Origin of the sequence: Pseudomonas sp. BC42 (assembly GCF_021560055.1) — a bacterium.
Classification (GTDB): domain Bacteria; phylum Pseudomonadota; class Gammaproteobacteria; order Pseudomonadales; family Pseudomonadaceae; genus Aquipseudomonas.
In genome coordinates, this window is the sequence record NZ_CP091067.1 from 344,738 (window position 1) to 368,685 (window position 23,948).

The 23,948-nt window shown below is 65.7% G+C and carries 18 protein-coding genes; 13 read left to right on the top strand and 5 right to left on the bottom strand.

All coding sequences use genetic code 11. From position 1 onward, the window contains the following. The first annotated feature begins 19 nt into the window (after window positions 1-19). Window positions 20-607 (top strand): undecaprenyl-diphosphatase, encoded by a 588-nt coding sequence (locus tag L1O02_RS01635; protein ID WP_060841583.1) that lies wholly within the window; start codon window positions 20-22, stop codon window positions 605-607. Window positions 608-622: 15 nt separating this feature from the next. On the opposite strand, the gene cadR is transcribed toward L1O02_RS01635, so the two are convergent. Then, entirely contained in the window at window positions 623-1,072 is a 450-nt protein-coding gene (gene cadR, locus L1O02_RS01640) for a Cd(II)/Pb(II)-responsive transcriptional regulator (protein WP_060844898.1), read from the bottom strand. Between the two features lie 89 nt (window positions 1,073-1,161). Between cadR and L1O02_RS01645 the strand changes: the two genes are divergently transcribed. From L1O02_RS01645 to L1O02_RS01675, 7 genes are all read left to right on the top strand, one after another. Then, window positions 1,162-3,471, top strand: a complete 2,310-nt coding sequence (locus L1O02_RS01645) for a heavy metal translocating P-type ATPase (RefSeq protein WP_108545050.1) — start codon at window positions 1,162-1,164, stop codon at window positions 3,469-3,471. Window positions 3,472-3,614: 143 nt separating this feature from the next. Then, entirely contained in the window at window positions 3,615-4,478 is an 864-nt protein-coding gene (locus L1O02_RS01650; protein WP_235760230.1) for a LysR family transcriptional regulator, read from the top strand. 233 nt (window positions 4,479-4,711) lie between these two features. Beyond that, entirely contained in the window at window positions 4,712-5,788 is a 1,077-nt protein-coding gene (locus tag L1O02_RS01655; RefSeq protein ID WP_108545051.1) for a putative 2-aminoethylphosphonate ABC transporter ATP-binding protein, read from the top strand. A 1-nt stretch (window position 5,789) separates the two neighbouring features. Next, window positions 5,790-7,514, top strand: coding sequence for a putative 2-aminoethylphosphonate ABC transporter permease subunit (locus L1O02_RS01660; RefSeq protein ID WP_108545052.1), 1,725 nt, complete (start codon window positions 5,790-5,792; stop codon window positions 7,512-7,514). Window positions 7,515-7,562: 48 nt separating this feature from the next. Further along, window positions 7,563-8,588, top strand: coding sequence for a putative 2-aminoethylphosphonate ABC transporter substrate-binding protein (locus L1O02_RS01665; RefSeq protein WP_060841578.1), 1,026 nt, complete (start codon window positions 7,563-7,565; stop codon window positions 8,586-8,588). Window positions 8,589-8,732: 144 nt separating this feature from the next. Next, entirely contained in the window at window positions 8,733-9,866 is a 1,134-nt protein-coding gene (locus L1O02_RS01670; protein ID WP_108545053.1) for a TIGR03364 family FAD-dependent oxidoreductase, read from the top strand. Then, window positions 9,866-10,417, top strand: a complete 552-nt coding sequence (locus tag L1O02_RS01675) for a phosphonate degradation HD-domain oxygenase (RefSeq protein WP_060841576.1) — start codon at window positions 9,866-9,868, stop codon at window positions 10,415-10,417. Before L1O02_RS01670 ends, L1O02_RS01675 begins: the two co-directional genes overlap by 1 nt. 117 nt (window positions 10,418-10,534) lie before the next feature. Here the strand turns inward: L1O02_RS01675 and L1O02_RS01680 are convergent, their stop codons facing one another. Both L1O02_RS01680 and L1O02_RS01685 read right to left on the bottom strand, forming a co-directional pair. Further along, the gene (locus L1O02_RS01680; protein WP_108545054.1) at window positions 10,535-11,914 is read right to left on the bottom strand and encodes a GTPase/DUF3482 domain-containing protein; all 1,380 of its coding nucleotides are present in this window, start codon (window positions 11,912-11,914) and stop codon (window positions 10,535-10,537) included. Beyond that, window positions 11,907-13,286: a DUF2868 domain-containing protein gene (locus L1O02_RS01685; RefSeq protein WP_108545055.1), complete on the bottom strand. Its 1,380-nt coding sequence runs from the start codon at window positions 13,284-13,286 to the stop codon at window positions 11,907-11,909. The genes L1O02_RS01680 and L1O02_RS01685 overlap by 8 nt, the downstream gene beginning before the upstream one ends. 97 nt (window positions 13,287-13,383) lie before the next feature. Between L1O02_RS01685 and L1O02_RS01690 the strand changes: the two genes are divergently transcribed. Then, window positions 13,384-13,896 (top strand): dihydrofolate reductase, encoded by a 513-nt coding sequence (locus L1O02_RS01690; protein WP_108545056.1) that lies wholly within the window; start codon window positions 13,384-13,386, stop codon window positions 13,894-13,896. Window positions 13,897-13,974: 78 nt separating this feature from the next. On the opposite strand, the gene L1O02_RS01695 is transcribed toward L1O02_RS01690, so the two are convergent. Continuing rightward, window positions 13,975-15,366, bottom strand: a complete 1,392-nt coding sequence (locus tag L1O02_RS01695) for an L-cystine transporter (protein WP_108545057.1) — start codon at window positions 15,364-15,366, stop codon at window positions 13,975-13,977. Window positions 15,367-15,608: 242 nt separating this feature from the next. Here L1O02_RS01695 and L1O02_RS01700 point away from each other — a divergent pair, with 242 nt between their 5' ends. The 4 genes from L1O02_RS01700 to L1O02_RS01715 all read left to right on the top strand — a co-directional run bounded on the left by L1O02_RS01700 (window position 15,609) and on the right by L1O02_RS01715 (window position 21,232). Next, entirely contained in the window at window positions 15,609-16,664 is a 1,056-nt protein-coding gene (locus L1O02_RS01700) for a hypothetical protein (protein WP_047306514.1), read from the top strand. Window positions 16,665-17,474: 810 nt separating this feature from the next. Then, a complete protein-coding gene (locus L1O02_RS01705) occupies window positions 17,475-18,875 on the top strand; it encodes an MBOAT family O-acyltransferase (protein ID WP_231978987.1) in 1,401 nt (466 codons plus the stop codon). Next, the gene (locus L1O02_RS01710; protein WP_235759446.1) at window positions 18,862-20,007 is read left to right on the top strand and encodes an SGNH family hydrolase; all 1,146 of its coding nucleotides are present in this window, start codon (window positions 18,862-18,864) and stop codon (window positions 20,005-20,007) included. Before L1O02_RS01705 ends, L1O02_RS01710 begins: the two co-directional genes overlap by 14 nt. Window position 20,008: 1 nt before the next feature. After that, window positions 20,009-21,232 (top strand): SGNH/GDSL hydrolase family protein, encoded by a 1,224-nt coding sequence (locus L1O02_RS01715; protein WP_108545058.1) that lies wholly within the window; start codon window positions 20,009-20,011, stop codon window positions 21,230-21,232. A 598-nt stretch (window positions 21,233-21,830) separates the two neighbouring features. Here the strand turns inward: L1O02_RS01715 and ilvD are convergent. Then, the gene (ilvD, locus tag L1O02_RS01720) at window positions 21,831-23,672 is read right to left on the bottom strand and encodes a dihydroxy-acid dehydratase (RefSeq protein ID WP_060844889.1); all 1,842 of its coding nucleotides are present in this window, start codon (window positions 23,670-23,672) and stop codon (window positions 21,831-21,833) included. Window positions 23,673-23,948: the final 276 nt, after the last annotated feature.

Sequence of the window (23,948 nt, forward strand, 5' to 3'; positions counted from 1 at the left end):
ACTTCAACGTGAGCCGCGAATGGAAGAACTCAATCAAAGCCTGTTCCTGGCCATCAACGCCAGTGCCGGGGCATCAATGCCGATGCGTACACTGGCGGTTTTCCTCGCGCAATGGCTGGTGCTCAGCGTGCCGTTGCTGCTGGCGGTGCTTTGGGTTTTCGGTGAGCGCCGCCAGCGCATGATCGTGCTGCTTGCGACCCTTGGCATCGTGCTGGCCCTGGCCAGCAATGTGCTGATCCGTGAGCTGTGGTTCCATCCACGGCCGTTCATGATCGGCCTGGGGCAGAACTTCCTTGCCCACGCGCCCGGCGCGTCCTTCCCCAGTGATCATGCCAGCGGCATGTTCGCCATGGCGTTCGCGCTGATTCTCGCGCCCCTGCGCAAGACCGGGCTGGTGATGCTGGGCCTGGCGCTGCTGGTGGGCTGGGCCCGGGTCTACCTCGGGGTGCATTTCCCCTTCGATATTCTCGGCGGGTGCCTGGTGGGGCTGTTCAGCGCCTGGCTGGTGCGCCAGGCCCTGGCCTGGCGGCAGCTTGACCAGCGGCTGCTGACGATGCTCGAAGGGGTTTATCTGCGGTTGATCGGCAGCCTGTGGCGCGGCGCCTGAGGCCGCGCCCGGGGTTCAGTGGCCGTGGCTGCGGCCGACATGTGAGGGTTCGGCTTCATTGGGGGTCACCGAGCCGCTGACTTCCAGGCGCTGGAGGATGCCACAGTGCTCCAGGTCCGGGCCTTCGCTGCAGCGCTGGCGCAGGTCCAGCAGTTGTTCCTGCAGGGCCAGCAAACCGTCGATGCGCGCCTTGACGTGATGGATATGCTCGTCGATCAGGGCGTTGACGCTGGCGCACTGGTCCTGGGGACTGTCGCGCAGGTTGAGCAGGCTGCGGATTTCCTCGAGGGTCATGTCCAGGCTGCGGCAATTGCGGATAAAGGTCAGGCGCTCGGTGTGGGCCTGGGTGTAGAGGCGGTAGTTGCCTTCGCTGCGGGCCGGTTCCGGCAGCAGTCCTTCGCGCTCGTAGTAACGGATGGTTTCGACCTGACAGTCGGTGAGTTTCGCCAGTTCGCCAATCTTCATTGCCGTCGTCTCCGAATGGGTGCTTGACCCTATAGTGGCTACAGGGTGTTCACTTGGCAATAAGCACCTCTATTCGGACGCGACCCCTTATGAGCGACTCCATTCACAACCCGCGCAAGCCCGACGCCCAGCACACCCATGCTGAACACGATCACGATCACAGCCATGCCCACGCCCCGACGGGCAAGCTGCAGCCGGTCAAGGCCCACGACCACGCCGCCCATGGCGCTTCCTGCTGCGGTGCCGCCGTCCCTTCGCCGTCCAGGGTCACCCTGAGCGAAACCCCGACCGCCGGCGCACGCTTGAGCAGCTTTCGCATCGAAGCCATGGACTGCCCCACCGAGCAGACCCTGATCCAGAACAAGCTGGGCAAGCTGGCCGGGGTCCAGGCCCTGGAATTCAACCTGATGAACCGTGTGCTGGGGGTGACCCACGACCTGCCGAGCACCGCGCCGATCATCGAGGCGGTCAAATCCCTGGGCATGCACGCCGAGCCCCTGCAGCAGGAGGGCGCCGCAGCCGCGCCTGCCGCCGCGCCGGTGAAGAAAGCCTGGTGGCCGCTGGCGCTGTCCGGGATCGGTGCGCTGGCCGCCGAAGTCATTCATTTCACCCAGGCCGCCCCCGATTGGGTGGTGGCGTTGATGGCCCTGGTGTCGATCCTCAGCGGCGGCCTGGGCACCTACAAGAAGGGCTGGATCGCCCTGAAGAACCGCAACCTCAACATCAATGCGCTGATGAGCATCGCGGTGACCGGCGCGGTGCTGATCGGCCAGTGGCCGGAAGCGGCGATGGTGATGTTCCTGTTCACCGTGGCCGAGTTGATCGAGGCGCGCTCCCTGGATCGGGCGCGCAACGCCATCAGCGGCCTGATGCAGATGACCCCGGAACAGGTCACGGTGCAGCAGGCCGACGGCAGTTGGCGCGAAGTGGAGGCGAAAAGCGTCGAACTGGGGGCATTGGTACGGGTCCGTCCCGGCGAGCGCGTCGGTCTGGACGGCGAGGTGGTGTCCGGCAGTTCCACCATCGATCAGGCGCCGATCACCGGGGAAAGCCTGCCGGTGGAAAAGACCGTGGGCGACAAGGTGTTCGCCGGCACCATCAACCAGGCCGGCTCCCTGGAATACCGGGTGAGCGCCGCCGCCAACAACTCGACCCTGGCGCGGATCATCCATGCCGTGGAACAGGCCCAGGGCGCGCGGGCCCCGACCCAGCGCTTCGTCGATACCTTCTCGAAGGTCTACACCCCGGCGGTATTCGCCTTCGCCCTGGCCGTGGCGCTGATTCCACCGCTGTTCATGGCCGGCGCCTGGTTCGACTGGATCTACCGCGCCCTGGTGCTGCTGGTGGTGGCCTGCCCCTGTGCCCTGGTGATCTCCACTCCGGTGAGCATCGTCAGCGGCCTGGCGGCGGCGGCGCGCAAGGGCATCCTGGTCAAGGGCGGGGTCTACCTGGAGGGTGGCTACAAGCTCGACTACCTGGCCCTGGACAAGACCGGCACCATCACCCACGGCAAGCCGGTGCAGACCGATTTCCTGGCCCTGGACCCACTGGCCCAGGACACGGCTCCGGCCCTGGCCGCGAGCCTGGCGGGGCGTTCCGACCACCCGGTGTCCCTGGCCATTGCTCGCGCGGCTGTGGATAAACAGCTGGCCATGCACCCTGTGGATAACTTCGCAGCCCTGGCCGGGCGCGGAGTCCGCGGTGAAATCAACGGCCAGCTCTATCACCTGGGCAACCACCGCCTGGTGGAAGAGCTGGGCCTGTGCTCGCCGGCCCTGGAAGAAAAACTCTTCGCCCTGGAGCAGCAGGGCAAGACCGTGGTCCTGTTGCTGGACAGCAACGGGCCGCTGGCGCTGTTCGCGGTGGCCGACACGGTCAAGGAATCCAGTCGCGAAGCCATCCGGCAGTTGCACGAGCTGGGGATCAAGACCCTGATGCTCACCGGCGACAACCCGCACACTGCACAGGCCATCGCCGCCCAGGTCGGTATCGACCAGGCCCGGGGCGACCTGCTGCCCAGCGACAAGCTGCAAGCCATCGAAGACCTGTACGCCCAGGGCCACCGGGTCGGCATGGTCGGCGACGGCATCAACGACGCCCCGGCCCTGGCCCGGGCCGAGATCGGCTTCGCCATGGCCGCGGCCGGCACCGACACCGCGATTGAAACCGCGGATGTCGCCCTGATGGACGATGATCTGCGCAAGATCCCGGCATTCATCCGCCTGTCGCGCCAGACCTCGCGGGTGCTCAAGCAAAATATCGCCCTGGCCCTGGTCATCAAGGCGATCTTTCTTGGGGTAACCTTTGCCGGGCTCGCCACCATGTGGATGGCGGTGTTTGCCGACATGGGCGTCAGCCTGCTGGTGGTGTTCAACGGTCTGCGCCTGCTGCGCAAATAGGACACTGTAGCGGCAAGCGGCAAGCGGCAAGCGGCAAGCGGCAAGCAACAAGCAACTGAGGTGAGAAGCAGAGTGATGAACCCATACCCACCCGCTCCAGCGTGTGGCTTGGCGCTGCAAGCGTGCTGCTGCGACAAGCCGCCATGCTGAGCGCGGAGCTGAAGGCCTTTTACATGGTCGCCCGCCTGGGCAGCATCACCCTGGCGGCGAAGAAGCTTGGCCTCAGTCAGCCGACCGTGACCACGCAGATCCGCAACCTGGAAAGCCAGTACTCGGTGGAGCTGTTCTACCGCGGCGGTCGGCGCCTGAGCCTGAGCGACGAGGGCGCGCGCCTGCTGCCGATGGTCAAGGAGCTGTTGCAGAAAGAAGCCGACATCGAGTTCTTCCTGCGTAACAGCGGCCAGGTACAGGGCACCTTGCGGATTGCCGCCACGGCGCCGTACTACATCCTCGATCTGGTGAAAACCTTCCGCCAGCGCCTGCCCCAGGTGGACGTGTCGGTGGAGATCGGCAATTCCCAGCAAGTCCTCGAAGCCCTGGAGGACTACCGGGTGGACGTGGCGGCCTCGTCACAGTTGCTGGAGGATTCGCGCCTGATCCGTCGGGTGCTGGGCAGCGACCCGCTGGTGCTGGCGGTGCACCGCGACCATCCCCTGGCGGCGCTGGAGCACGTGCCCCTCAATGCCCTGGCCGGGCATACCCTGCTGATGCGCGAGCCGGGTTCCACCACCCGCAGCCTCACCGAAGCCCTGCTCAAGGACGCCAACGTCAGCGGTGGCCCGCTGCTGGAAATCGGCAGTCGCGAATCGATCCGCGAGGCGGTGCTGCGCAACATCGGCATCAGCATCATTGCCCGCCAGGAAGTGCCCCACGACCCGCAGCTGCGGGTGCTGACCATCGAGCATGCGCCGCCGATCGTCGAATACCTGTACTGCCTCAAGGAGCGCAAGAACGCGCGCCTGCCCGCGGCGTTTCTCGGATTGGCGCAGGAGATGGCTCCCGCCTGAAGGATCTGCATCGGCCATGCCGATGGCTTCGCGAGCAAGCTCGCTCCTACAGGGGAGAGTGCATTTCAACGTAGGAGCGCGCTTGCTCGCGAAGGCGTCAGATCAGCCAGCACATGACTGGCAGGTTGAACCAAAATCCCCGAATACCACTATCGGTCGTTTTTGCCTTACTGCCATATGACCGACGCATTACAACTCTAGGATTGGCCCCATCTGCTTGATGAGGTCCATCCATGAACCACTCCACTGCAACTGCCCTGAGCAACCCCGGCGCGCCGATGAAGGTGCGCGGCGTCCAGAAGCGCTTTGGCGCCTTCACCGCATTGGACAACGTGTCCCTGGACGTCGCCGCCGGCGAGCTGGTGTGCCTGCTGGGCCCGTCCGGCTGTGGCAAGACCACGCTGCTGCGTTGCATCGCCGGCCTGGAGCGCCAGGACCAGGGCGAGTTGTGCCTGGGGGATCGGGACGTTTCGCTGCTGGCGCCGCAAGCCCGGGACTACGGCATCCTGTTCCAGTCCTACGCGCTGTTTCCCAATCTCACGGTAGAAGCCAACATCGCCTACGGCCTGGCCGGTAGCGGCCGTGAGGAAGTGCGCAAGCGCGTGGCGCAAATGCTGGAACTGGTGGGCCTGAGCGGCAGCGAGAAGAAGTACCCCGGCCAGCTGTCCGGCGGCCAGCAGCAGCGCGTGGCCCTGGCCCGCGCCCTGGCACCGGCACCGTCGTTGCTGTTGCTCGACGAACCGATGTCGGCCCTGGACGCCCGGGTCCGCGAGCACCTGTGCACCGAGCTGCGCCAACTGCAACGGCGCCTGGGCATCACCACCCTGATGGTCACCCACAATCAGGACGAGGCCATGCTGATGGCCGACCGCATTGCCGTGATGAACAACGGCAGGGTCGAGCAGTACGCCACGCCCCAGGAAATCTACGATCGTCCGGCCACGCCCTTCGTCGCCGAGTTCGTTGGCCAGGGCAACTGGCTGCCCTTCAGCCGCAACAGCGACAGCCATGCCCAGGTCGGCGGAATGAATGTGCGCTTGGCCGACGACTCGGCCAAGGCCGCTTCGGGCCGGCTGTTCTGCCGTCCGGAAGCGATCAGCGTGAACCCGCCAGTGCATGAGGAAAACCTGTTCCCGGCCAAGGTCCGCGAGATCACCTTCCTCGGCAACCGCTGCCGCATGAGTTTTGAACTCGATCAGCTGCCGGGGCATGCACTGCTGGCGGAACTGGCCCCGGAAGCCATGCCGCGCCTGGGCGCCCGGGACATCTGGGTCGCCTTGCCGCCGCGCAGCCTCCAGGTGTTTGCCTGAGATGAGCCTGCCCATGTCCCTGCCGCTACCTGCCAAGCGGGCGCGCCAGGCTTCTCGTGCCCAGATCGGCGACCGTATCTTTGTCGTCGGCGGCAAGGTTCTGCTCCTGGTCCTGCTGGGTGTATCGGTGCTGTTGCCGCTGCTGGCGATCTTCTGGCGCGGCTTCAGCTCCGAGGCCGGGCAGGGCGGTGGCTGGCTGGCGGCCCGCGAGCTGGTGAACAGCGCCAACTTCCACTGGTTGCTGGGCAACAGCCTGAAAGTCTCCCTCAGCGTCGCCGCCATCGTGGTGCCCCTGGCCTACCTGTTCGCCTACGCCCTGCAACGCACGCTGATTCCCGGCAAGGGCCTGTGGCGTGGCCTGTCGTTGTTGCCGCTGATGGCGCCGTCGATGCTGCCGGGGATTGCCCTGGTCTATCTGTTCGGCAACCAGGGCCTGCTCCGCGGCCTGTTCGCCGAGAACATCTACGGCTTCTGGGGCATCGTCCTCGGTGAGGTGATCTACACCTTTCCCCATGCCCTGATGATCCTGCTCTCGGCCCTGTCCCTGGCGGACGCGCGGCTGTTCGACGCCGCATCGAGCATGGGCGCCAGTCCCGCCAGGGCCTTTCGCAGCATCACCTGGCCGGCGACCCGGCAGGCGGTGTTCGCCGCCTTCTGCCTGGTGTTCACCCTGACCATCACCGACTTCGGCGTGCCGGTGGTGGTGGGCGGCGACTATCAGGTGCTGGCCCTGGAAGCCTACAAGGCGGTGGTGGGGCAGCAGCAGTTCGGTCGCGGCGCCTTGATCGGCATGGTCCTGCTGTTGCCGGCGCTGTTGAGCTTCGGCGTCGACGCCTGGCTGCGCCGTCGCCAGGGCGATTCCATGAGCGGTCGCGCCCAGGTGTTCCGGCCTGCGCCATCGCGGCTGCGGGACGCCTGCTACCTGGCCATCGTGCTGCTGATCTGCGCCGCGCTGCTGCTGGTGTTCGGCATGGCGGTGTATTCGTCCCTGGTGAAGTTCTGGCCCTACAACCTGTCGCTGTCGCTGAACCACTACCAGTTCGACGACACCGCCGGCGGTGGTTGGCTGGCCTACCGCAACAGCTTGAGCATGGCCCTGTGCACGGCGCTGATCGGCAGTGTGCTGATCTTCACCGGTGCCTACCTGATGGAGAAAACCCGCGGCCAGCGCGGCCTGAACCTGGCGCTGCGCCTGCTCAGCTTCGTGCCGATGGCGGTGCCCGGCCTGGTGCTGGGCCTGGGCTACGTGTTTTTCTTCAACCTCAACGGCAACCCGCTGCATGTGTTCTACGGCAGCCTGACCCTGCTGGTGGTGTGCACCATCGCCCACTACCTGACCACCGCGCAGATGACCGCCACCACCGCCCTGCGCCAGCTGGATGCCGAGTTCGAGGCCGCCGCGCTGTCGCTCAAGGCGCCGCTGTACCGGCATTACCTGCGGGTCACTGTGCCGATCTGCCTGCCGGCGCTGCTGGACATCGTGCGCTACCTGTTCGTCTCGGCGATGACCACGGTGTCGGCGGCGATCTTCCTCTACAGCCCGGACACCATCCTCGCCGCCGTGGCCGTGCTGAACATGGACGACGCCGGCAACGTCGGCGGCGCCGCGGCCATGTCGACCCTGATCCTGTTCACCTCGGCCGGCGTCTCGCTGCTCCTGGCCTGGGCTTCGCGCGGCTTGCTGCGCCGCTCCCAGGCCTGGCGGCAGACCGCGCCGGGTCAATGATGCCTCGTTCACCCACCCTCTGATCCGCACTCACCAAGGAACCGCACCATGTTCAAGCCCCTGGCTCTTGCCGCTGCCGTCCTCTCTGCTGTCAGCCTGAATGCGTTTGCCGGGAAAACCGAGCTGACGGTCTACACCGCCCTTGAAGCCGAGCAACTGAAGACCTACAAGCAGGCCTTCGAAAAGGCCAACCCGGAGGTGGAGATCAAATGGGTGCGTGATTCCACCGGGATCATCACCGCCAAGCTGCTGGCGGAAAAAGCCCGGCCGCAAGCGGACGCGGTCTGGGGCCTGGCGGCGTCCAGCCTGGCGATCCTCGACCAGCAGGGCATGCTGCAAAGCTATGCGCCCAAGGACCTGGGCCAGATCGGCCCGAACTACCGCGACGCCGCCAACCCGCCGGCCTGGGTCGGCATGGACGTCTGGGCCGCGACCATTTGCTTCAACACCGTGGAGGCCGAGAAGCAGGGCCTGAGCAAGCCGGTGAGCTGGCAGGACCTGACCAAGCCCGAGTACAAGGGCAAGATCGTCATGCCCAACCCGGCGTCCTCGGGCACCGGTTTCCTGGATGTCAGCGCCTGGTTGCAGACCTTCGGCGAGAAACAGGGCTGGCAGTACATGGATGAGCTGCACCAGAACATCGGTCAGTACGTCCATTCCGGCTCCAAGCCGTGCAAGCTGGCCGCCGCCGGTGAATTCCCCATCGGCATCTCCTTCGAATACCCGGCCGTGCAGCTCAAGCGCCAGGGCGCGCCGCTGGACATCGTCCTGCCCAAGGAAGGCCTGGGCTGGGAAATCGAAGCCACGGCGGTGATCAAGGGCACCCCTCATGAAGAGGCGGCGAAGAAGCTCGCCGACTTCTCCGCCAGCCCCGCGGCCATGGAGCTGTACAAGGAAAACTTCGCCGTGCTGGCCCAGCCGGGCATCGCCAAGCCGCAGACCGAACTGCCGGCGGACTACGAGCAGCGCCTGATCAAGAACGACTTCGCCTGGGCCTCGAAGAACCGCGACCAGATCCTCGCCGAATGGCGCAAGCGCTATGACGGCAAGTCGGAAAAGGTTGCCAAGCAGTAACGCCAGGGGCTGCTGTGGCGAGGGAGCTTGCTCCCGCTGGGCGGCGCAGCGGCCCTGAATCCCGACCGTGCGGTGCATCTGCCTGGGAGTGCTGCGCACTCCCGCGGGAGCAAGCTCCCTCGCCACAAACAACGAGACATGAACATGAACCATCACAGCGATCTGCTGATCGTCGGCGCCGGCATCCTCGGCCTGTCCCACGCCTACGCCGCCGCCAAGCGCGGTTTGCGGGTGCAGGTATTCGAGCGCAGCGCCACGCCCCTGGGCGCCTCGGTGCGCAACTTCGGCCAGGCCCTGGTCACCGGCCAGCCGCCGGGCATCATGCTGGAGCTGGCCCGAGCCAGCCGCGAAATCTGGGCCGACTGGCAGCAGCTGGCGGGCCTGTCACTCAAGCGCAACGGTTCCTACCTGTTCGCCCGCAGCGAAGCCGAGGAGCAGTTGCTGGAAGCCTTCTGCGCCGGGCGCGCGCGGGAGCACGGCTACCGCGTCGAACTGCTCCGGGGCGCGGCCCTGAATGACCTGTATGGCGGCCAGTTCCGCCATCATCGGGCGGCCTTGCACGGCCTGGACGACCAGCAAGTGTATTCCCGCGAGGCGCTGCCGCTGCTGATCGACTACCTGCGCCGCGACCTGGGGGTGCAGTTCCACTTCTCGACCCTGGTCCGGGACATCCAGCCGGGCCGGCTGCAGAGCACCGCCGGCAGCTTTCATGCGCCGCAGATCGTGCTGTGCTCGGGCCACGACTATCAGACCCTGCTGGCCGAGCCGATCGCCACCCTGCAACCGCAGGTCTGCCGCCTGCAGATGCTCCGTGCCCGGCCCCAGGTCTACCTCAACCTGCAACATGCCTTGCTCACCGGGCTGAGCTGTGTGCACTACGGCGCCTTTGCCGATCTGCCGGAAGCAGCCGCCGTGCAGGCGCAGATCCTGCGCGAGGCGCCACACCTGCATGAGCACGGCATTCACCTGTTGATCAGCCCAACCCCCTACGGCGAGTTGATCATCGGTGATTCCCACGACTACGGCAGCGATCCGTCGCCGTTCAACGCCGAACAGGTGGATAACTGGCTGATCGAGCTGGCCGAGCAGACCCTGGGCTGCAAGGTCCAGGTGGTGGAGCGCTGGCAGGGCGTGTATGGCGCTCGCGGACCCGGGCCGTTCTCCTTCCTGGAAGCCGCGCCCGGGGTGCATGTGGCGCTGATGCACACCGGCGTGGGCATGAGCGTCGGTCCGGCCATGGCCGAGGGCAATATCGCCCGGCTGCTGGAGCACGCGTGATGAATCGACAGCAACGGATCATCGACGAGGTTTTCGGCCTGTACGAACGCTTTGGCGACTGCGACTACATTGGCGAGCCCGTGTCGCAGATCGAACACATGTCCCAGGCCGCGCAACTGGCCCTGGCCGAAGGGCATGACGACGAAGTGGTGCTGGCGGCGTTCTTCCACGATATCGGGCATATCTGCCAGCAGGATGCCGAGAACATGGGTGGTTTCGGCGTGGTCAGCCATGAGCGCCTGGGGGCCGATTACCTGCGCCGGGCGGGCTTCAGCGAGCGTCTGGCGCGGCTGGTGGAATACCACGTCCAGGCCAAGCGCTACCTGACCTTCAAGGAACCCGAGTATGACCAGCGGCTGAGCGAGGCCAGCCGCCGCACCCTGGAATACCAGGGCGGGGCGATGAGTGCGGCAGAAGCGGCGGCCTTCGAGCTCGACCCCTTGTACGCATTGAGTCTGCGCCTGCGCCACTGGGACGAGCAGGCCAAGGAGCTGTGGGTGCCGGTGATGGACCTGCAGGTGCTCAAGGACAAGGCCATGGCGCTGCTTTGAGCAGAGTGCTTTTTGTAGCCGCTGCCGCAGGCTGCGAACGGCTCCGCAGGAGGCGCCGCTTTGGGGAGTGTTGAAGGTCCTGCGGCCCTTGGCGCAGCCTCGCGGGCTCGGCAGCGGCTACAGGATATGTTGGGCCAGGGCCTCGATCTGCTCCTGGCGCTCGGCCTGGCTCAGGCGTTTGTGCGGGTTGAGCGATGACCACTGCGGATGCGCCCGGGCCTTGTTCAAGGCTTCCGGCAACTTGCCCTCGCGCCAGCTCTTATCCTCCGGGGTGGCCAGGCGGATGCTATCCAGCGCCGCATGCCCGCGCCGGTTCAGCGCCTGCACCAACTGCCGTTGGCGCAGGGCCAGCAGGCGCAGCACGCTGTCGTCCAGGGTCAGCTCGCGCTGGCCCTTGAGCTTGCCCAGCAAGCGGCTGCCATAACTGCGGGCGGTCTGCAGCGCGCCACCGGCAATCGCCCCAGCCAGGGCCGCGGCACCCAGGGTCAGGCCGCCCACCAGCAGGTCGACCCCGGCACCGGCCGCCGCGCCCGCGGCAATGCCGCCGCCGACGCGCACTCCCAGTTGCTTGAGGGTTTCCGGGTTGAACAGGTCGTCGCCCCAGCGCCCATCGAGCAGCGGCAGGTCGCTGGCGGCAGCGTCTTCGGGGCGGAAGGCATAGAGCTTGAGCAGGGCTTCGACACAGCGCTGCTCGCGCTGGCGGATGGCCTGGCGCAGTTCGCCGATGGCCTGTTGCTCCAGCTCAGCATCGCTGGCCACGCTGCGGCGGCAGGCGGCGCAGTCCACCAGCAACTCGGCAATCAGCCGCGCGGCGCTGTGCTGGCGCGCCAGGCGCTGGGCCTCCTGGTCGTCGATCAGCCGTTGCAGGGCCGGGCGGGCATGTTCCAGCAGCAGGGCCAGGCTTTCATACAGGCGCCGCTCGCCATCTTCCGGCGGCGCCACGCTGTCGAAGCGCACCAGGGCGTGCAGCCCGAGGCGGGCCAGGGCTTCGCGCCAGTCGCCTTCGCGCTGCTCGGCGCTGCTGACGAAATTCAGCACTGGCAGCAGCGGCTTGCCGCAACCGGCCAGGACTTCCAGTTCATCCCGGTACTTGGCCAGCACCGGCTCCCGGGCGTCGATCACATACAGGCCGGCGTCCGAGGCCAGCAGTTGGCGCAGGACCTTGGCCTCCTGCTCGAAACGTTGCCGAGCCTCGCTGCCATCGAGAAAGCGCGCCAGTCGGGCCGGGCCGTCCAGGCGTTCACCGGGGCGCTCCAGGCGCTCCAGGTAATCCAGCAGGGCGATGGCGTCTTCCAGGCCGGGGGTGTCGTAGAGCTCCAGCAGGGGTTGGCCATCCACCGAGAGGCGGGCGCCTTCCACGTGCCGGGTGGTGCTGGGGCGGTGGGAGACTTCGCCAAAGCCCACGTCCCGGGTCAGGGTGCGCAGCAGCGAGGTCTTGCCGACGTTGGTGTGGCCGACCACCGCGAGTTTCAGCGGCTTTTGGCGAGCATCAGTCATGACCGTTCTCCAGCCAGTCGAGTGGCGCGCAATCGGCGAAGGGCAGTTCCAGTTGTTGCAGGGCGCTGTGCCAGTCGCCCAGGCGGTCGGCATCCAGGGCCTGGCCGGGTGGGGCTTGCAGCAGCCAGACCCGGGTCGCGCTGGCGTTGCGCGCCAGTTCGGCGATCAGCCCGAGGCTGCCGCGGTCCGGCGAGCGCCGTGGATCGCAGGCGATCAACAGGCGCGCCGGGGGGAAGCGGCTCATCTGCTCCAGCAGGCGGTTGCGTGACTCGCGGCTGTCGAGGATGCCGGCGTCCTTGACCTTGTCCGGCAGCTGCGGCGGCCAGGGGCGCTGGTCGTCCAGCTCGATGGCCACCAGCAAGGCGCCGCTGCTGTCCTCGGCGCTGACGCCGCCTTCGACCCGGTGCAACTGCTCGGGGGCCGCGTCATTGACTCCCAGGCGTTCGCTGCTGGGCATCAGGCGTTCGCGCAGTGAGGCGTAGCCCGGCAGGTTGAGGTCCAGTTGCAGGCGCGCCTGCCCGTGTTTCCAGCGCCAGCGGCAGAACAGCATCAGCAGCAGGCGCGGCAGCACGCCGTAGATCACCACCAGCACCACCAGCCAGATGGCCCAGGACTGGCGGATCAGCTCGGTGTTGTAGACGTCCCGGGTGCTGGCCTGGATGGTCGCCACGCTCGGTGCGCCGAAGCCCAGGCCCCGGGGCAGGGCGCTGAGGGCGTTGGTAATGGCCACGAAGGCATCGCTGCCCAGCAGGGTGCTTTCCCAGACGAAGCTGTAGCGGTGGGTGGTCAGCAGCACCAGCAGCATGACCACGGCGCTGAACAGGGCCAGGCACCACAGGCCGTTGATCAGGCTGCCCAGGGCCCAGCGGTTGAGCTTGCGCCGCTGCAGCAACAGCAGCAGTGCCGGCGGCAGCTGCGCGGCCTTGGCATCGCGGGAGAATTTTTCGCTGAGCCACAGCCACAGGCGGCCCAGGCCGGCCCCGTGTTCACCGGCAAACAGCAGGCCGGCCAGCCAGCTCAGCAGCAGGATCAGGTTCAGGCCCAGCAGACTGCCCAGGGCCCAGAACACATTGACCGGTTGCTGGGTGCTGCCCAGGGCGCTGAAGGCCAGACCGGCGCCGCTGATGACCGCCAGGACCGAGAGCGCCAGCAGCGCCAGGCGCGCGCCCTGCAGCCAGTGCAGCAGGGCACTGTGCAGGCCGTCGCGCTGGGCCAGCCACAGGGCGCGGTTCTGGATGCGGGTGGCCAGGTCGCCGCCCTGGTTGCGGGCCAGGCGATTGGCTTCCTGATCCTCCAGCGGGCCGGCGTGTTCCTCGCGCAGGCGCACGGTTTCGGTCAGCCACAGTCGTTGCAGGGGAGTCAGTGCAGTCACGCGTCATTCCATCGCTTACAAAGTGCGCTGAGCATAACTGCTGCAGCGGTGGTCGGGTGAAGTTGCCAGGCTTGGGGCCTCTGGTATCCTCGCCGGCATGAAAAAATCTCTCCCTCTCAGCCTGATCGCGGCCCTCGCACAAAACCGCGTGATCGGCGTCGACAACAGCATGCCCTGGCATTTGCCGGGGGATTTCAAATTCTTCAAGGCCACCACCCTGGGCAAGCCGATCATCATGGGGCGCAAGACCTGGGATTCCCTCGGCCGGCCCTTGCCCGGGCGCTTGAACATCGTGGTCAGTCGTCAGACCGGCCTGGTGCTCGAAGGTGCCGAGGTCTACCCATCTTTGGAGGCCGCCGTGGCACGGGCCGAGGAATGGGCCCTGGAGCAGGGCGCCAGCGAGCTGATGCTGATCGGCGGCGCGCAGCTTTACAGCCAGGGCCTGGAGCAGGCGGATCGCCTGTATTTGACGCGGGTGGCCCTGAGCCCGGAAGGCGACGCCTGGTTTCCGGAATTCGACGAGCAGCAGTGGAAGCGGGTGTCAGAGGTGCCGAATCCGCCGGAAGGGGACAAGCCGGCGTACAGCTTCGAGGTGTGGGAGAGAAGGTGACAGCTTCAAGCCGCCAGCTACAAGCTACAAGTAAAAGCCGACTGGCTCTTTCTTGCGGCTTGTAGCTTGCAGCTGCTTTTACACGTGGTGCAGCTCCGAATGCTCATCGGCGTCCAGCAGCGCCTTGTCGGTCTGCTGCATCACCTGGCTGGTGATGGCGCCGGCGGTCATCGAGCCGCTGACGTTCAGCGCCGTGCGGCCCATGTCGATCAGCGGTTCCACGGAAATCAGCAGCGCTACCAGTGACACCGGCAAGCCCATGGCCGGCAGCACGATCAGCGCGGCGAAGGTCGCGCCGCCGCCCACGCCCGCCACGCCGGCGGAACTCAAGGTCACGATGGCCACCAGGGTGGCGATCCACAGCGGGTCCAGCGGGTTGATGCCCACGGTCGGGGCAACCATCACCGCCAGCATCGCCGGGTACAGGCCGGCGCAGCCGTTCTGGCCGATGGTGGCGCCGAACGAGGCGGCAAAGCTGGCGATGGACTGGGGAATGCCCAGGCGCCGGGTCTGGGCTTCGATGCTCAGGGGAATGCTGGCGGCGCTGGAGCGGCTGGTGAAGGCGAAGGTCAGTACCGGCCAGACCTTGCGGAAGAAGCGCAGCGGGTTGATCCCGGCCAGGGCCACCAGCAGGCCGTGGACCACGAACATCAGGCCCAGGCCGAGGTAGGACACCACCACGAAACTGCCGAGCTTGATGATGTCCTGCAGGTTCGAGCCGGCCACCACCTTGGTCATCAGCGCCAGCACGCCATACGGGGTCAACTTCATCACCAGGCGCACCAGGCGCATCACCCAGGCTTGCAGGGTGTCGATGGCGTTGAGCACTTTCTGCCCTTTGTCGGCGTCATCCTTGAACAGCTGCAGCGCGGCCACACCGAGGAAGGCGGCGAAGATCACCACACTGATGATCGAGGTCGGCTTGGCCCGGGCCAGGTCGGCGAAAGGGTTCTGCGGGATGAACGACAGCAGCAGCTGCGGCACGTTGAGGTCGGCGACCTTGCCCGCGTAATCGCTCTGGATCACTTGCAGGCGAGCCATTTCCTGGGTGCCGGCCACCAGCCCTTCGGCGCTCAGGCCGAACAGGTTGGTCAGGCCGATGCCCACCAGCGCGGCGATGGCGGTGGTGAACAGCAGGGTGCCGATGGTCAGGAAGCTGATCTTGCCCAGGGACGAGGCGTTGTGCAGGCGGGCCACGGCGCTGAGGATCGAGGCGAACACCAGGGGAATCACGATCATCTGCAGCAACTGCACGTAGCCATTGCCCACCAGGTCGAACCAGCTGATGGAGGCCTTGAGCACCGGGTGGCCGGCACCGTACAGGCTGTGCAGGGCAATGCCGAAGACCACGCCCAGCACCAGGGCCAGCAGGACCTTCTTGGCCAGGCTCCAGGTGGTGTGGCGGGTTTGTGCCAGGCCCAGCAGCAGGGCCAGGAACACCAGCAGGTTGAGGATCAGCGGCAGATTCATTGGGACTCCGATAAGACGTGTGCCAATCGCGGCTCGGGGCGATTGCGAACCGGCAAGCCTAACAGCTTGAAATCTAATGAATTAATAACGATATCGCATGGCAACTGTCGTTTTTGGAATAAGCCGCTGACGCTCAGGCGCATGTGGCTGGCGCTCTCGGGACGCAAGCGGTCGCGTGGAGACGAGAACTGTCACAGGGATTTGTTAGCGTCGAAGGCTTTCACTCAGGGAGAAAACCGTCGATGAAACTTGCTCCGAAATTGCTCGCAGTCGCACTCTGCCTGGGCCTCGCCGGCCAGGCCCTGGCCACCGAGTTGAAGCATTGGCCCGCCGAACAGGCCAAGCAACTGGACGCGATGATCGCGGCCAACGCCCACAAGGGCAACTTCGCGGTGTTCGACATGGACAACACCAGCTACCGCTACGACCTGGAGGAGTCCCTGCTGCCCTTCATGGAAAACAAGGGGCTGATCACCCGCGACACGCTCGACCCGTCGCTCAAGCTGATCCCGTTCAAGGACACCGCCGAGCACAAAGAAAGCCTGTTCAGCTACTACTATCGCCTGTGTGAAATCGACGACATGGTCTGCTACCCCTGGGTGGCGCAGGTGTTCTCCGGCTTCACCCTCAAGGAGCTCAAGGGCTACGTCGATGAGCTGATGGCCTCCGGCAAGCCGGTGCCCAGCACTTATTACGACGGTGACGTGGTCAAGACCATCGAGGTCAACCCGCCCAAGGTCTTCACCGGCCAGGCCGAGCTGTACAACAAGCTGATGGAGAACGGCATCGAGGTCTATGTGATGACCGCCGCCTCCGAAGAGCTGGTGCGCATGGTCGCCGCCGATCCCAAGTACGGCTACAACGTCAAGCCGCAGAACGTGATTGGCGTGACCACCCTGCTCAAGGACCGCAAGACCGGCGCCCTGACCACCGCGCGCAAGCAGATCACCGACGGCAAGTATGACGAGCAGGCCAACCTCGGCCTGGAACTGACGCCGTACCTGTGGACCCCGGCCACCTGGATGGCGGGCAAGCACGCGGCGATCCTGACCTACATCGACGAGTGGAAGAAACCGGTACTGGTGGGCGGCGACACCCCGACCAGCGACGGCTACATGCTGTTTCATGGCGTGGACGTGGCCAAGGGCGGCATCCACCTGTGGATCAACCGCAAGGACAAGTACATGACCCAGCTCAACGGCATGATGGCCAAGCATGCCGCGGCCCAGGCCAAGGAAGGCCTGCCGGTGACCGCCGACAAGAACTGGGTGATCGTCAAGCCCGAAGACATCCAGTAACCCCAGCCTCCCCACCGTTGCAGGAGCCGGCTTGCCGGCGAACAGGCCTTTGGGTCTGGCGTCGCCCTCGCGGACGCTTTCGCTGGCAAGCCAGCTCCTACGGTAAACCGATCCGCCAAGCCGCTTTCATCCGTAGGAGCCGGCTTGCCGGCGAAGAGGTCCTTGGATTTGGCATCGCCCTTGTGGGCGCCTTCGCTGGCAAGCCAGCTCCTGCGGTAAACCGATCCGCCAAGCCGCTTTCATCCGTAGGAGCCGGCTTGCCGGCGAAGAGGTCCTTGGATCAGGCATCGCCCTCGCGGACGCTTTCGCTGGCAAGCCAGCTCCTGCGGTAAACCGATCCGCCAAGCCGCTTTCATCCGTAGGAGCCGGCTTGCCGGCGAAGAGGTCCTTGGATCTGGCGTCGCCCTCGCGGACGCTTTCGCTGGCAAGCCAGCTCCTACGGTAACCCGATCCGCCAAGCCGCTTTCATCCGTAGGAGCCGGCTTGCCGGCGAAGAGGTCCTTGGATTTGGCATCGCCCTTGTGGGCGCTTTCGCTGGCAAGCCAGCTCCTACGGTAACCCGATCCGCCAAGCCGCTTTCATCCGTAGGAGCCTGCTTGCCGGCGAACAGGCCTTTGGGTCTGGCATCGCCCTTGCGGACGCTTTCGCTGGCAAGCCAGCTCCTATGACAGGCCGTTAGCGCCATGGGCGGCGAATGTTTCAACTTGTGACTGCCAAACCCCCTCTGCCATAATCGCGCCCGTTTCCTGTCCCCCCGCCTGCTCTCCCTTGTGCCGGGTTTGTCCCCGATTGCACGTAATGGACTACGTTGTGAGCTATCTCTCGATCGAATTCGGCCTCTGCTTCATCCTGTTCTTCATCGTCTATTGGAGCCTGGGCTTCAGCCTGCGTCTGCAGAACGGCCTGCTGCTGGCCGCCAGCTACGCGATCCTCGCCAGCTTCAGCCTGAACTTCCTCTATATCCTGCTGGGCTACACGGCCCTGGTTTACCTGCTCGGCCTGTTGAGCCAGCGTTACCCCGGCAGGGGCTGGGTCAATGGCCTGATGCTGTTGCTGGTGCTGGGGGCTTTCTACCTGTTCAAGTACCAGGACTTCTTCACCAGCACGGTGCAGAACGCCTTCGCCCAGTTTGGCGTGGAGGTGTCGCTGCCGCTGCTGGAGGTGCTGCTGCCGGTGGGGCTGTCGTTCTATGCCTTCCACTCGGTCAGCTATCTGGTATCGATCAATCGCCGTGAGCTGACCCCGGGCTCGCCCTTCGACCTGGCGCTGTACCTGGCGTTTTTCCCCAGCCTGATTGCCGGCCCCGTGAACCGGGCGATCCCGATGCTGGAACAGATCAACCCGCCGCAACTGCGCCAGGTGCTGGAGCCGCAACGGGCCCTGGGCCTGATCGCGGTGGCGGTGGTCAAGCTGTTCTTCCTCAGTTCGTGGCTGGCCAACGAGTGGGTCGACCCGGTGTTCGACAGCCCGGTGGCCTTCTCGGCCGAGCAGATCCTGCGGGCGGTCTACGGCTATTCGTTCCTGATCTACTTCAACTTCAGCGGCTACACCGATCTGGTGACCGGCATCGCCCTGTTGCTGGGCTTCCGTCTGCCGCTGAACTTCAACTACCCCTATGCGGCGCGCAATCTCAAGGAGTTCTGGGGCCGCTGGCACATCAGCCTGTCGACCTTTATCCGTGATTACGTGTACATCCCGCTGGGGGGCAACCGGGGTCCGGTGTGGCGCGGCAACCTGAACATGCTGCTGGCCATGCTGATTTCCGGCTTGTGGCACGGCGCCAGCGCCAACTTCATCATCTGGGGCGCGCTGCATGGCGTGGGCCTGGCGCTGTACAAGTTCTGCAGCCCGCTGCTGGCCCGGGGGCCGAGCTGGATCGGTTCGGACCTGGCGGCCCGCCTGCTGACCTTCCACTACGTGGCACTGGCCTGGATCTTCTTCCGCTGTGCGACCTTGTCCGATGCCATGGACATGCTCAGCGGCCTGGGCGGCCTGTCCTTCAGCGGCTTGGCCGGCAGCGCCCTGAGCCTGTTGGGCTGCCTGCTGTTCGTTGCGTTCTACCCACGGATCGTGGCGCTGCTGCAGCGCCTGTTCACGGCCGCCACAAGCTTGCCGTGGCTGTTCTACCCAGTGCCGTTGGGGCTGTTCATCTGCGTGGTCATCTTCGCCTCACCGTCGGGCGTGCCGGGGTTCATTTATGCCAGCTTCTAACCGTTCGCCCTTGTCGGTCAGCCTCGGCAGCGCAGCCAAGGTGTTCTATGCGCTGGTGGTGACCAGCCTGTTGCTGGTGTGGTTCAACCAGCAGTCGATCCGCCTCTACTGCCAGCAGAAGTACCACGATGACTGCGAGATCCCGGGGCTGTCGCAGAACCCGCAGTGGCGCTTTGGCGCCCAGCTCAACCAGGCGCTGGAGAATGCCCGGGTGGCCTTTGTCGGCACCTTTGCCGCCACGGCCGACCTGACGCTGGTGGCCCAGGCCGAAGCGGCGGCAGACGACGAGCCGGAGCCGTTGCCGAAGGTCGCCGCCGCGCCGGTGCCGGAGCATCCGCCGCTGAGCGCCGCCCATGCAGCCCCCGCGCATGCGGCTCCCCAGGGCCCGGCCCCGGTCGCTCCGCAGCCGGTGGCCGTGGCTCCGGCGCTCAACCATGGGCCCAAGGTCCAGCAGGCAGGCATGGCGCCGCTGATGGCCAGCCTGGCCACTGGCGACGAGGTGTTCTTTGTCGGTGACTCGCTGATGCAGGGCGTGGCGCCGCACATGGCCAACACCCTGCGCAAGCGCTACAACGTCAAGAGTCTGAACCTCAGCAAACAGAGCACGGGGCTGGCCTATCCCAGTTTCTTCAACTGGCCCAAGACCGTTGAGAGCACCCTGGCCAGCAACCCGAACATCCGTCTGATGGTGATCTTCCTCGGTCCCAACGATCCGTGGGACATGCCGGTGGCCAAGGGCAAACCGTTCCTGCGCTTCAAGACCCCGGACTGGGAAGAAGCCTATCGCCAGCGCATCGATTCGATCCTCGACACCGCCCAGGCCCACAATGTGCAGGTGATCTGGGTCGGCCCGCCGAACATGGAGAAGCCCAAGCTGTCTACGGCCATGGCTTACCTGAGCGACCTGTACAAGAGCCAGATCGAGCGCTATCAGCAGCATTTCGTCTCGGCCAACGAGATTCTCGGCTATCAGAACGACGAGTTTTCCTATTACCGCACCACCGGCGACGGCAAGAAGGTCAAGACCCGGGTCGATGACGGTATCCATTTCACCACCACTGGGCAGAAGTTGATCGCTGAGCGTGTGATCTCGCTGATCAGCTTTCCCAGCCAACAATTGACGGAGCACTGATATGGGGCGACTGCAAGGCATTGCGCTGTTGCTGGGCATCACCTTGCTGAGCAGTTGCAGCCCGACCACCGAGGTCCAGGCCACTCCGGCCTCGGCCCTGGCCCGGTCCGGGAGCGGAACCAAGAAAGTCGTGACCACCGGCACCGACCCGAACCTGGCACTGCTGGCGCGCAAGTTCAGTACCTCCAACCGCACCCCCATCAATATCGTGCAACTGGGTGACTCCCATACCGCCGCCGACCTGTTCAGCGGCGAGATGCGTCGCCTGCTGCAAGCGCAGTACGGCGATGGCGGCATCGGTTTCGTGGCGGCCACGCCGGTGCCCGGCACCCGCTATGAGCGAGTGATCCTGGGAGCGGCCAAGCGCCAGTGGTCCCTGGTGTCGGCGCGCAACCAGCAAAGCAACCAGTTCCCTCTGGGGGGCTACCTGTCGTTGCCGATGACCCCGGGAGCCCGGGTGCATATCGCCGAGCGCCAGCCGAGCAACCAGCAGTACCGGATTTCCGCGCTGTACCAGGCGTCCAGCAACAACACCCTGACCGCCCGGGACAACCTCAACAAAAGCAGCCGCATGCTGGCCGCCACCGGTGGACAGTGGCGCTTCAGTCCGCCGTTCAACAACCTGACCCTGCCCCTGGACCTGAACGTGGCCAACAACCAGGGCCTGGCCCTGGGCGGCTGGAACATCCTCGGGCAGAAGAGCGCCGGGGTGATCTACTCCTCCCTGGGCATCAATGGCGCGCGCCTGGATGTGCTGGACAAGTGGCAGCCCGGCTGGCTGGAAACCCTCAAGGCCCTGCGCCCGGACATGGTGGTGCTGGCCTACGGCACCAACGAAGCCTTTGATGACGATCTGGATCTGCAGCTCTACCGCAGCCAGTTGCAGGAAAAAGTCATGCTGCTGCGCAAGAACCTGCCCAAGACCGTGATCCTGCTGGTGGGTCCGCCGGATTCCATCAAGCGCCGCAATGCCGGCAGCTGCGCGGCTTCCCAGCCGCAACCGCTGCGGCAGATCGTGCAGATCCAGAAGGACGTGGCCAAGACCAGCCGCACCCTGTTCTGGGACTGGCAGGCGTTCATGGGCGGCGACTGCTCCATCAGCAAATGGCAGGGCAGCGACCTGGCGCGCAACGACCTGGTGCACCTGACCGCCGACGGTTATCGCAAGAGCGCCGACGGCCTGTACCGTTTCCTGCGCGGGCAGTTGGGCGAACGCATGCCCTGAGAACCCGGAACCGGCTCCTATGCTGGCGCCACCACCACCCCGAATGCTGCTGTGGGAGCTGGCTTGCCAGCGAAGGCGCTCGCGAGGGCGATGCGAGGTTCAAAGGCCCATTCGCCGGCAAGCCGGCTCCTACGGTGGCGGCGCCAGCACCCCGAATGCTGCTGTAGGAGCTGGCTAGCCAGCGAAGGCGCTCGCAAGGGCGATGCAAGGTTCAAAGGCCCATTCGCCGGCAACCCGGCTCCTACGGTGGCGGCGCCAGCACCCTGAATGCTGCTGTGGGAGCTGGCTTGCCAGCGAAGGCGCCCGGAAGGGCGATGCGAGGTTTAAAGGCCCATTCGCCGGCAAGCCGGCTCCTACGGTGGCGGCGCCAGCACCCTGAATGCTGCTGTAGGAGCTGGCTAGCCAGCGAAGGCGCTCGCGAGGGCGATGCAAGGTTCAACGGCCCATTCGCCGGCAAGCCGGCTCCTACGGTGGCGGCGCCAGCACCCCGAATGCTGCTGTAGGAGCTGGCTAGCCAGCGAAGGCGTCCGCAAGGGCGATGCAAGGTGAAAAAAATGCCCCGCACTTGGCGGGGCATTTTCATTTCAGGGTGATGCGATCACAGGCCGTCGAGCATGGCCTTGTTGCGTACCGCGCCCTTGTCGGCGCTGGTGGCCAGCAGGGCGTAGGCTTTCAGGGCGGTGGTCACTTTGCGTGGACGCGCTTCCACCGGCTTCCAGCCTTTCTTGTCCTGTTCGATGCGGCGCGCCGCCAGCTCCTCGTCGCTGACCAGCAGGTTGATCGAGCGGTTGGGGATGTCGATCAGCACTTTGTCGCCGTCCTGCACCAGGCCGATGGCGCCGCCGGCCGCCGCTTCAGGCGAGGCGTGGCCGATGGACAGGCCCGAGGTGCCGCCGGAGAAGCGGCCGTCGGTGAGCAGGGCGCAGGCTTTGCCCAGGCCCTTGGACTTCAGGTAGGAGGTCGGGTAGAGCATTTCCTGCATGCCCGGGCCGCCTTTTGGACCTTCGTAGCGGATGATCACGATGTCGCCTTCCTTCACTTCGTCGGCGAGGATGCCGCGCACGGCGCTGTCCTGGCTTTCGAAGATCTTGGCGTTGCCTTCGAAGACGTGGATCGACTCGTCGACGCCGGCGGTCTTCACCACGCAGCCGTCCAGGGCGATGTTGCCGTAGAGCACGGCCAGGCCGCCTTCCTTGGAGTAGGCGTGCTCGACGCTGCGGATGCAGCCGTTCTCACGGTCGTCGTCGAGGCTGTCCCAACGGGTCGACTGGCTGAACGCGGTCTGGGTCGGGATGCCCGCCGGGCCGGCCTTGAAGAAGTGGTGCACGGCTTCGTCGCTGGTCTGGGTGATGTCCCAGCGGGCGATGCCTTCGGCCAGGGTCTTGCTGTGCACGGTGGGCAGGTCGGTGTGCAGCAGGCCGCCACGGGCCAGTTCGCCGAGGATGCTGAAGATGCCGCCGGCGCGGTGCACGTCTTCCATGTGGTACTTCTGGATGTTCGGCGCCACCTTGCACAGCTGCGGCACATTCCGCGACAGGCGGTCGATGTCCCGCAGGTCGAAGTCGATCTCGGCTTCCTGGGCGGCGGCCAGGAGGTGGAGGATGGTGTTGGTGGAACCGCCCATGGCGATGTCCAGGGTCATGGCGTTCTCGAACGCCTTGAAGTTGGCGATGTTGCGCGGCAGGACCGACTCGTCGTTGTCGCCGTAGTAGCGCTGGCACAGCTCGACGATGGTACGCCCGGCCCGCAGGAACAGCTCTTCGCGGTCGCTGTGGGTGGCCAGGGTCGAACCGTTGCCCGGCAGGGCCAGCCCCAGGGCTTCGGTCAGGCAGTTCATGGAGTTGGCGGTGAACATGCCGGAGCACGAACCGCAGGTCGGGCAGGCGCTGCGCTCGTACTCGGCGACCTTCTCGTCAGAAGCGCTGGAGTCGGCGGCGATGACCATGGCGTCCACCAGGTCCAGGCCGTGGCTGGCCAGCTTGGTCTTGCCGGCTTCCATCGGGCCACCGGAAACGAAGATCACCGGGATGTTCAGGCGCAGGGCGGCCATCAGCATGCCGGGGGTGATCTTGTCGCAGTTGGAGATGCAGACGATGGCGTCGGCGCAGTGGGCGTTGACCATGTACTCCACGGAGTCGGCGATGATCTCGCGGCTCGGCAGGGAATACAGCATGCCGTCGTGGCCCATGGCGATGCCGTCGTCCACGGCGATGGTGTTGAATTCCTTGGCCACGCCACCGGCGCGTTCGATCTCGCGGGCCACCAGCTGACCCAGGTCCTTCAGGTGCACGTGCCCCGGGACGAACTGGGTGAAGGAGTTGGCAATGGCGATGATCGGCTTCTTGAAGTCGGCATCTTTCATCCCCGTGGCGCGCCACAGGGCGCGGGCGCCGGCCATGTTGCGGCCGTGGGTGGATGTTTTCGAGCGGTAATCAGGCATGGAGCACTCCGGGCGGCTAATCAGGGAACAAATGGGGAGTGAGCTTCTATTGACCTTGGGAACACTCAGAAATGGCCGTGTGTCCGAAAGCTGCCGATGACGTCGCGGGATCGCCGCGCGCCTCAGCCTGAGCTCATAAACCCGCCGGGGGATGACTGGCGATGAATTCGCCGATTCTACACCGCTGGCGTCAGGAAGGAATGCCGTGGCCGCTCTGCGGCGTGCGATTGCCTGGATATCACTGAGCGCTGCCAGCACGGTGGTTCCTGGTTTAGA

Excerpts from the sequence above, each read along its gene's own strand:
- L1O02_RS01710 (WP_235759446.1), top strand. The coding sequence starts at position 18,862 with ATGCCAGCTTCTAACCGTTCGCCCTTGTCGGTCAGCCTCGGCAGCGCA.
- L1O02_RS01665 (WP_060841578.1), top strand. The coding sequence starts at position 7,563 with ATGTTCAAGCCCCTGGCTCTTGCCGCTGCCGTCCTCTCTGCTGTCAGC.
- L1O02_RS01675 (WP_060841576.1), top strand. The coding sequence starts at position 9,866 with ATGAATCGACAGCAACGGATCATCGACGAGGTTTTCGGCCTGTACGAA.
- L1O02_RS01660 (WP_108545052.1), top strand. The coding sequence starts at position 5,790 with ATGAGCCTGCCCATGTCCCTGCCGCTACCTGCCAAGCGGGCGCGCCAG.
- L1O02_RS01680 (WP_108545054.1), bottom strand. The coding sequence starts at position 11,914 with ATGACTGATGCTCGCCAAAAGCCGCTGAAACTCGCGGTGGTCGGCCAC.
- L1O02_RS01645 (WP_108545050.1), top strand. The coding sequence starts at position 1,162 with ATGAGCGACTCCATTCACAACCCGCGCAAGCCCGACGCCCAGCACACC.
- L1O02_RS01635 (WP_060841583.1), top strand. The coding sequence starts at position 20 with ATGGAAGAACTCAATCAAAGCCTGTTCCTGGCCATCAACGCCAGTGCC.
- L1O02_RS01700 (WP_047306514.1), top strand. The coding sequence starts at position 15,609 with ATGAAACTTGCTCCGAAATTGCTCGCAGTCGCACTCTGCCTGGGCCTC.
- L1O02_RS01650 (WP_235760230.1), top strand. The coding sequence starts at position 3,615 with ATGCTGAGCGCGGAGCTGAAGGCCTTTTACATGGTCGCCCGCCTGGGC.
- L1O02_RS01690 (WP_108545056.1), top strand. The coding sequence starts at position 13,384 with ATGAAAAAATCTCTCCCTCTCAGCCTGATCGCGGCCCTCGCACAAAAC.
- ilvD (WP_060844889.1), bottom strand. The coding sequence starts at position 23,672 with ATGCCTGATTACCGCTCGAAAACATCCACCCACGGCCGCAACATGGCC.
- L1O02_RS01670 (WP_108545053.1), top strand. The coding sequence starts at position 8,733 with ATGAACCATCACAGCGATCTGCTGATCGTCGGCGCCGGCATCCTCGGC.
- L1O02_RS01695 (WP_108545057.1), bottom strand. The coding sequence starts at position 15,366 with ATGAATCTGCCGCTGATCCTCAACCTGCTGGTGTTCCTGGCCCTGCTG.
- L1O02_RS01655 (WP_108545051.1), top strand. The coding sequence starts at position 4,712 with ATGAACCACTCCACTGCAACTGCCCTGAGCAACCCCGGCGCGCCGATG.
- cadR (WP_060844898.1), bottom strand. The coding sequence starts at position 1,072 with ATGAAGATTGGCGAACTGGCGAAACTCACCGACTGTCAGGTCGAAACC.
- L1O02_RS01715 (WP_108545058.1), top strand. The coding sequence starts at position 20,009 with ATGGGGCGACTGCAAGGCATTGCGCTGTTGCTGGGCATCACCTTGCTG.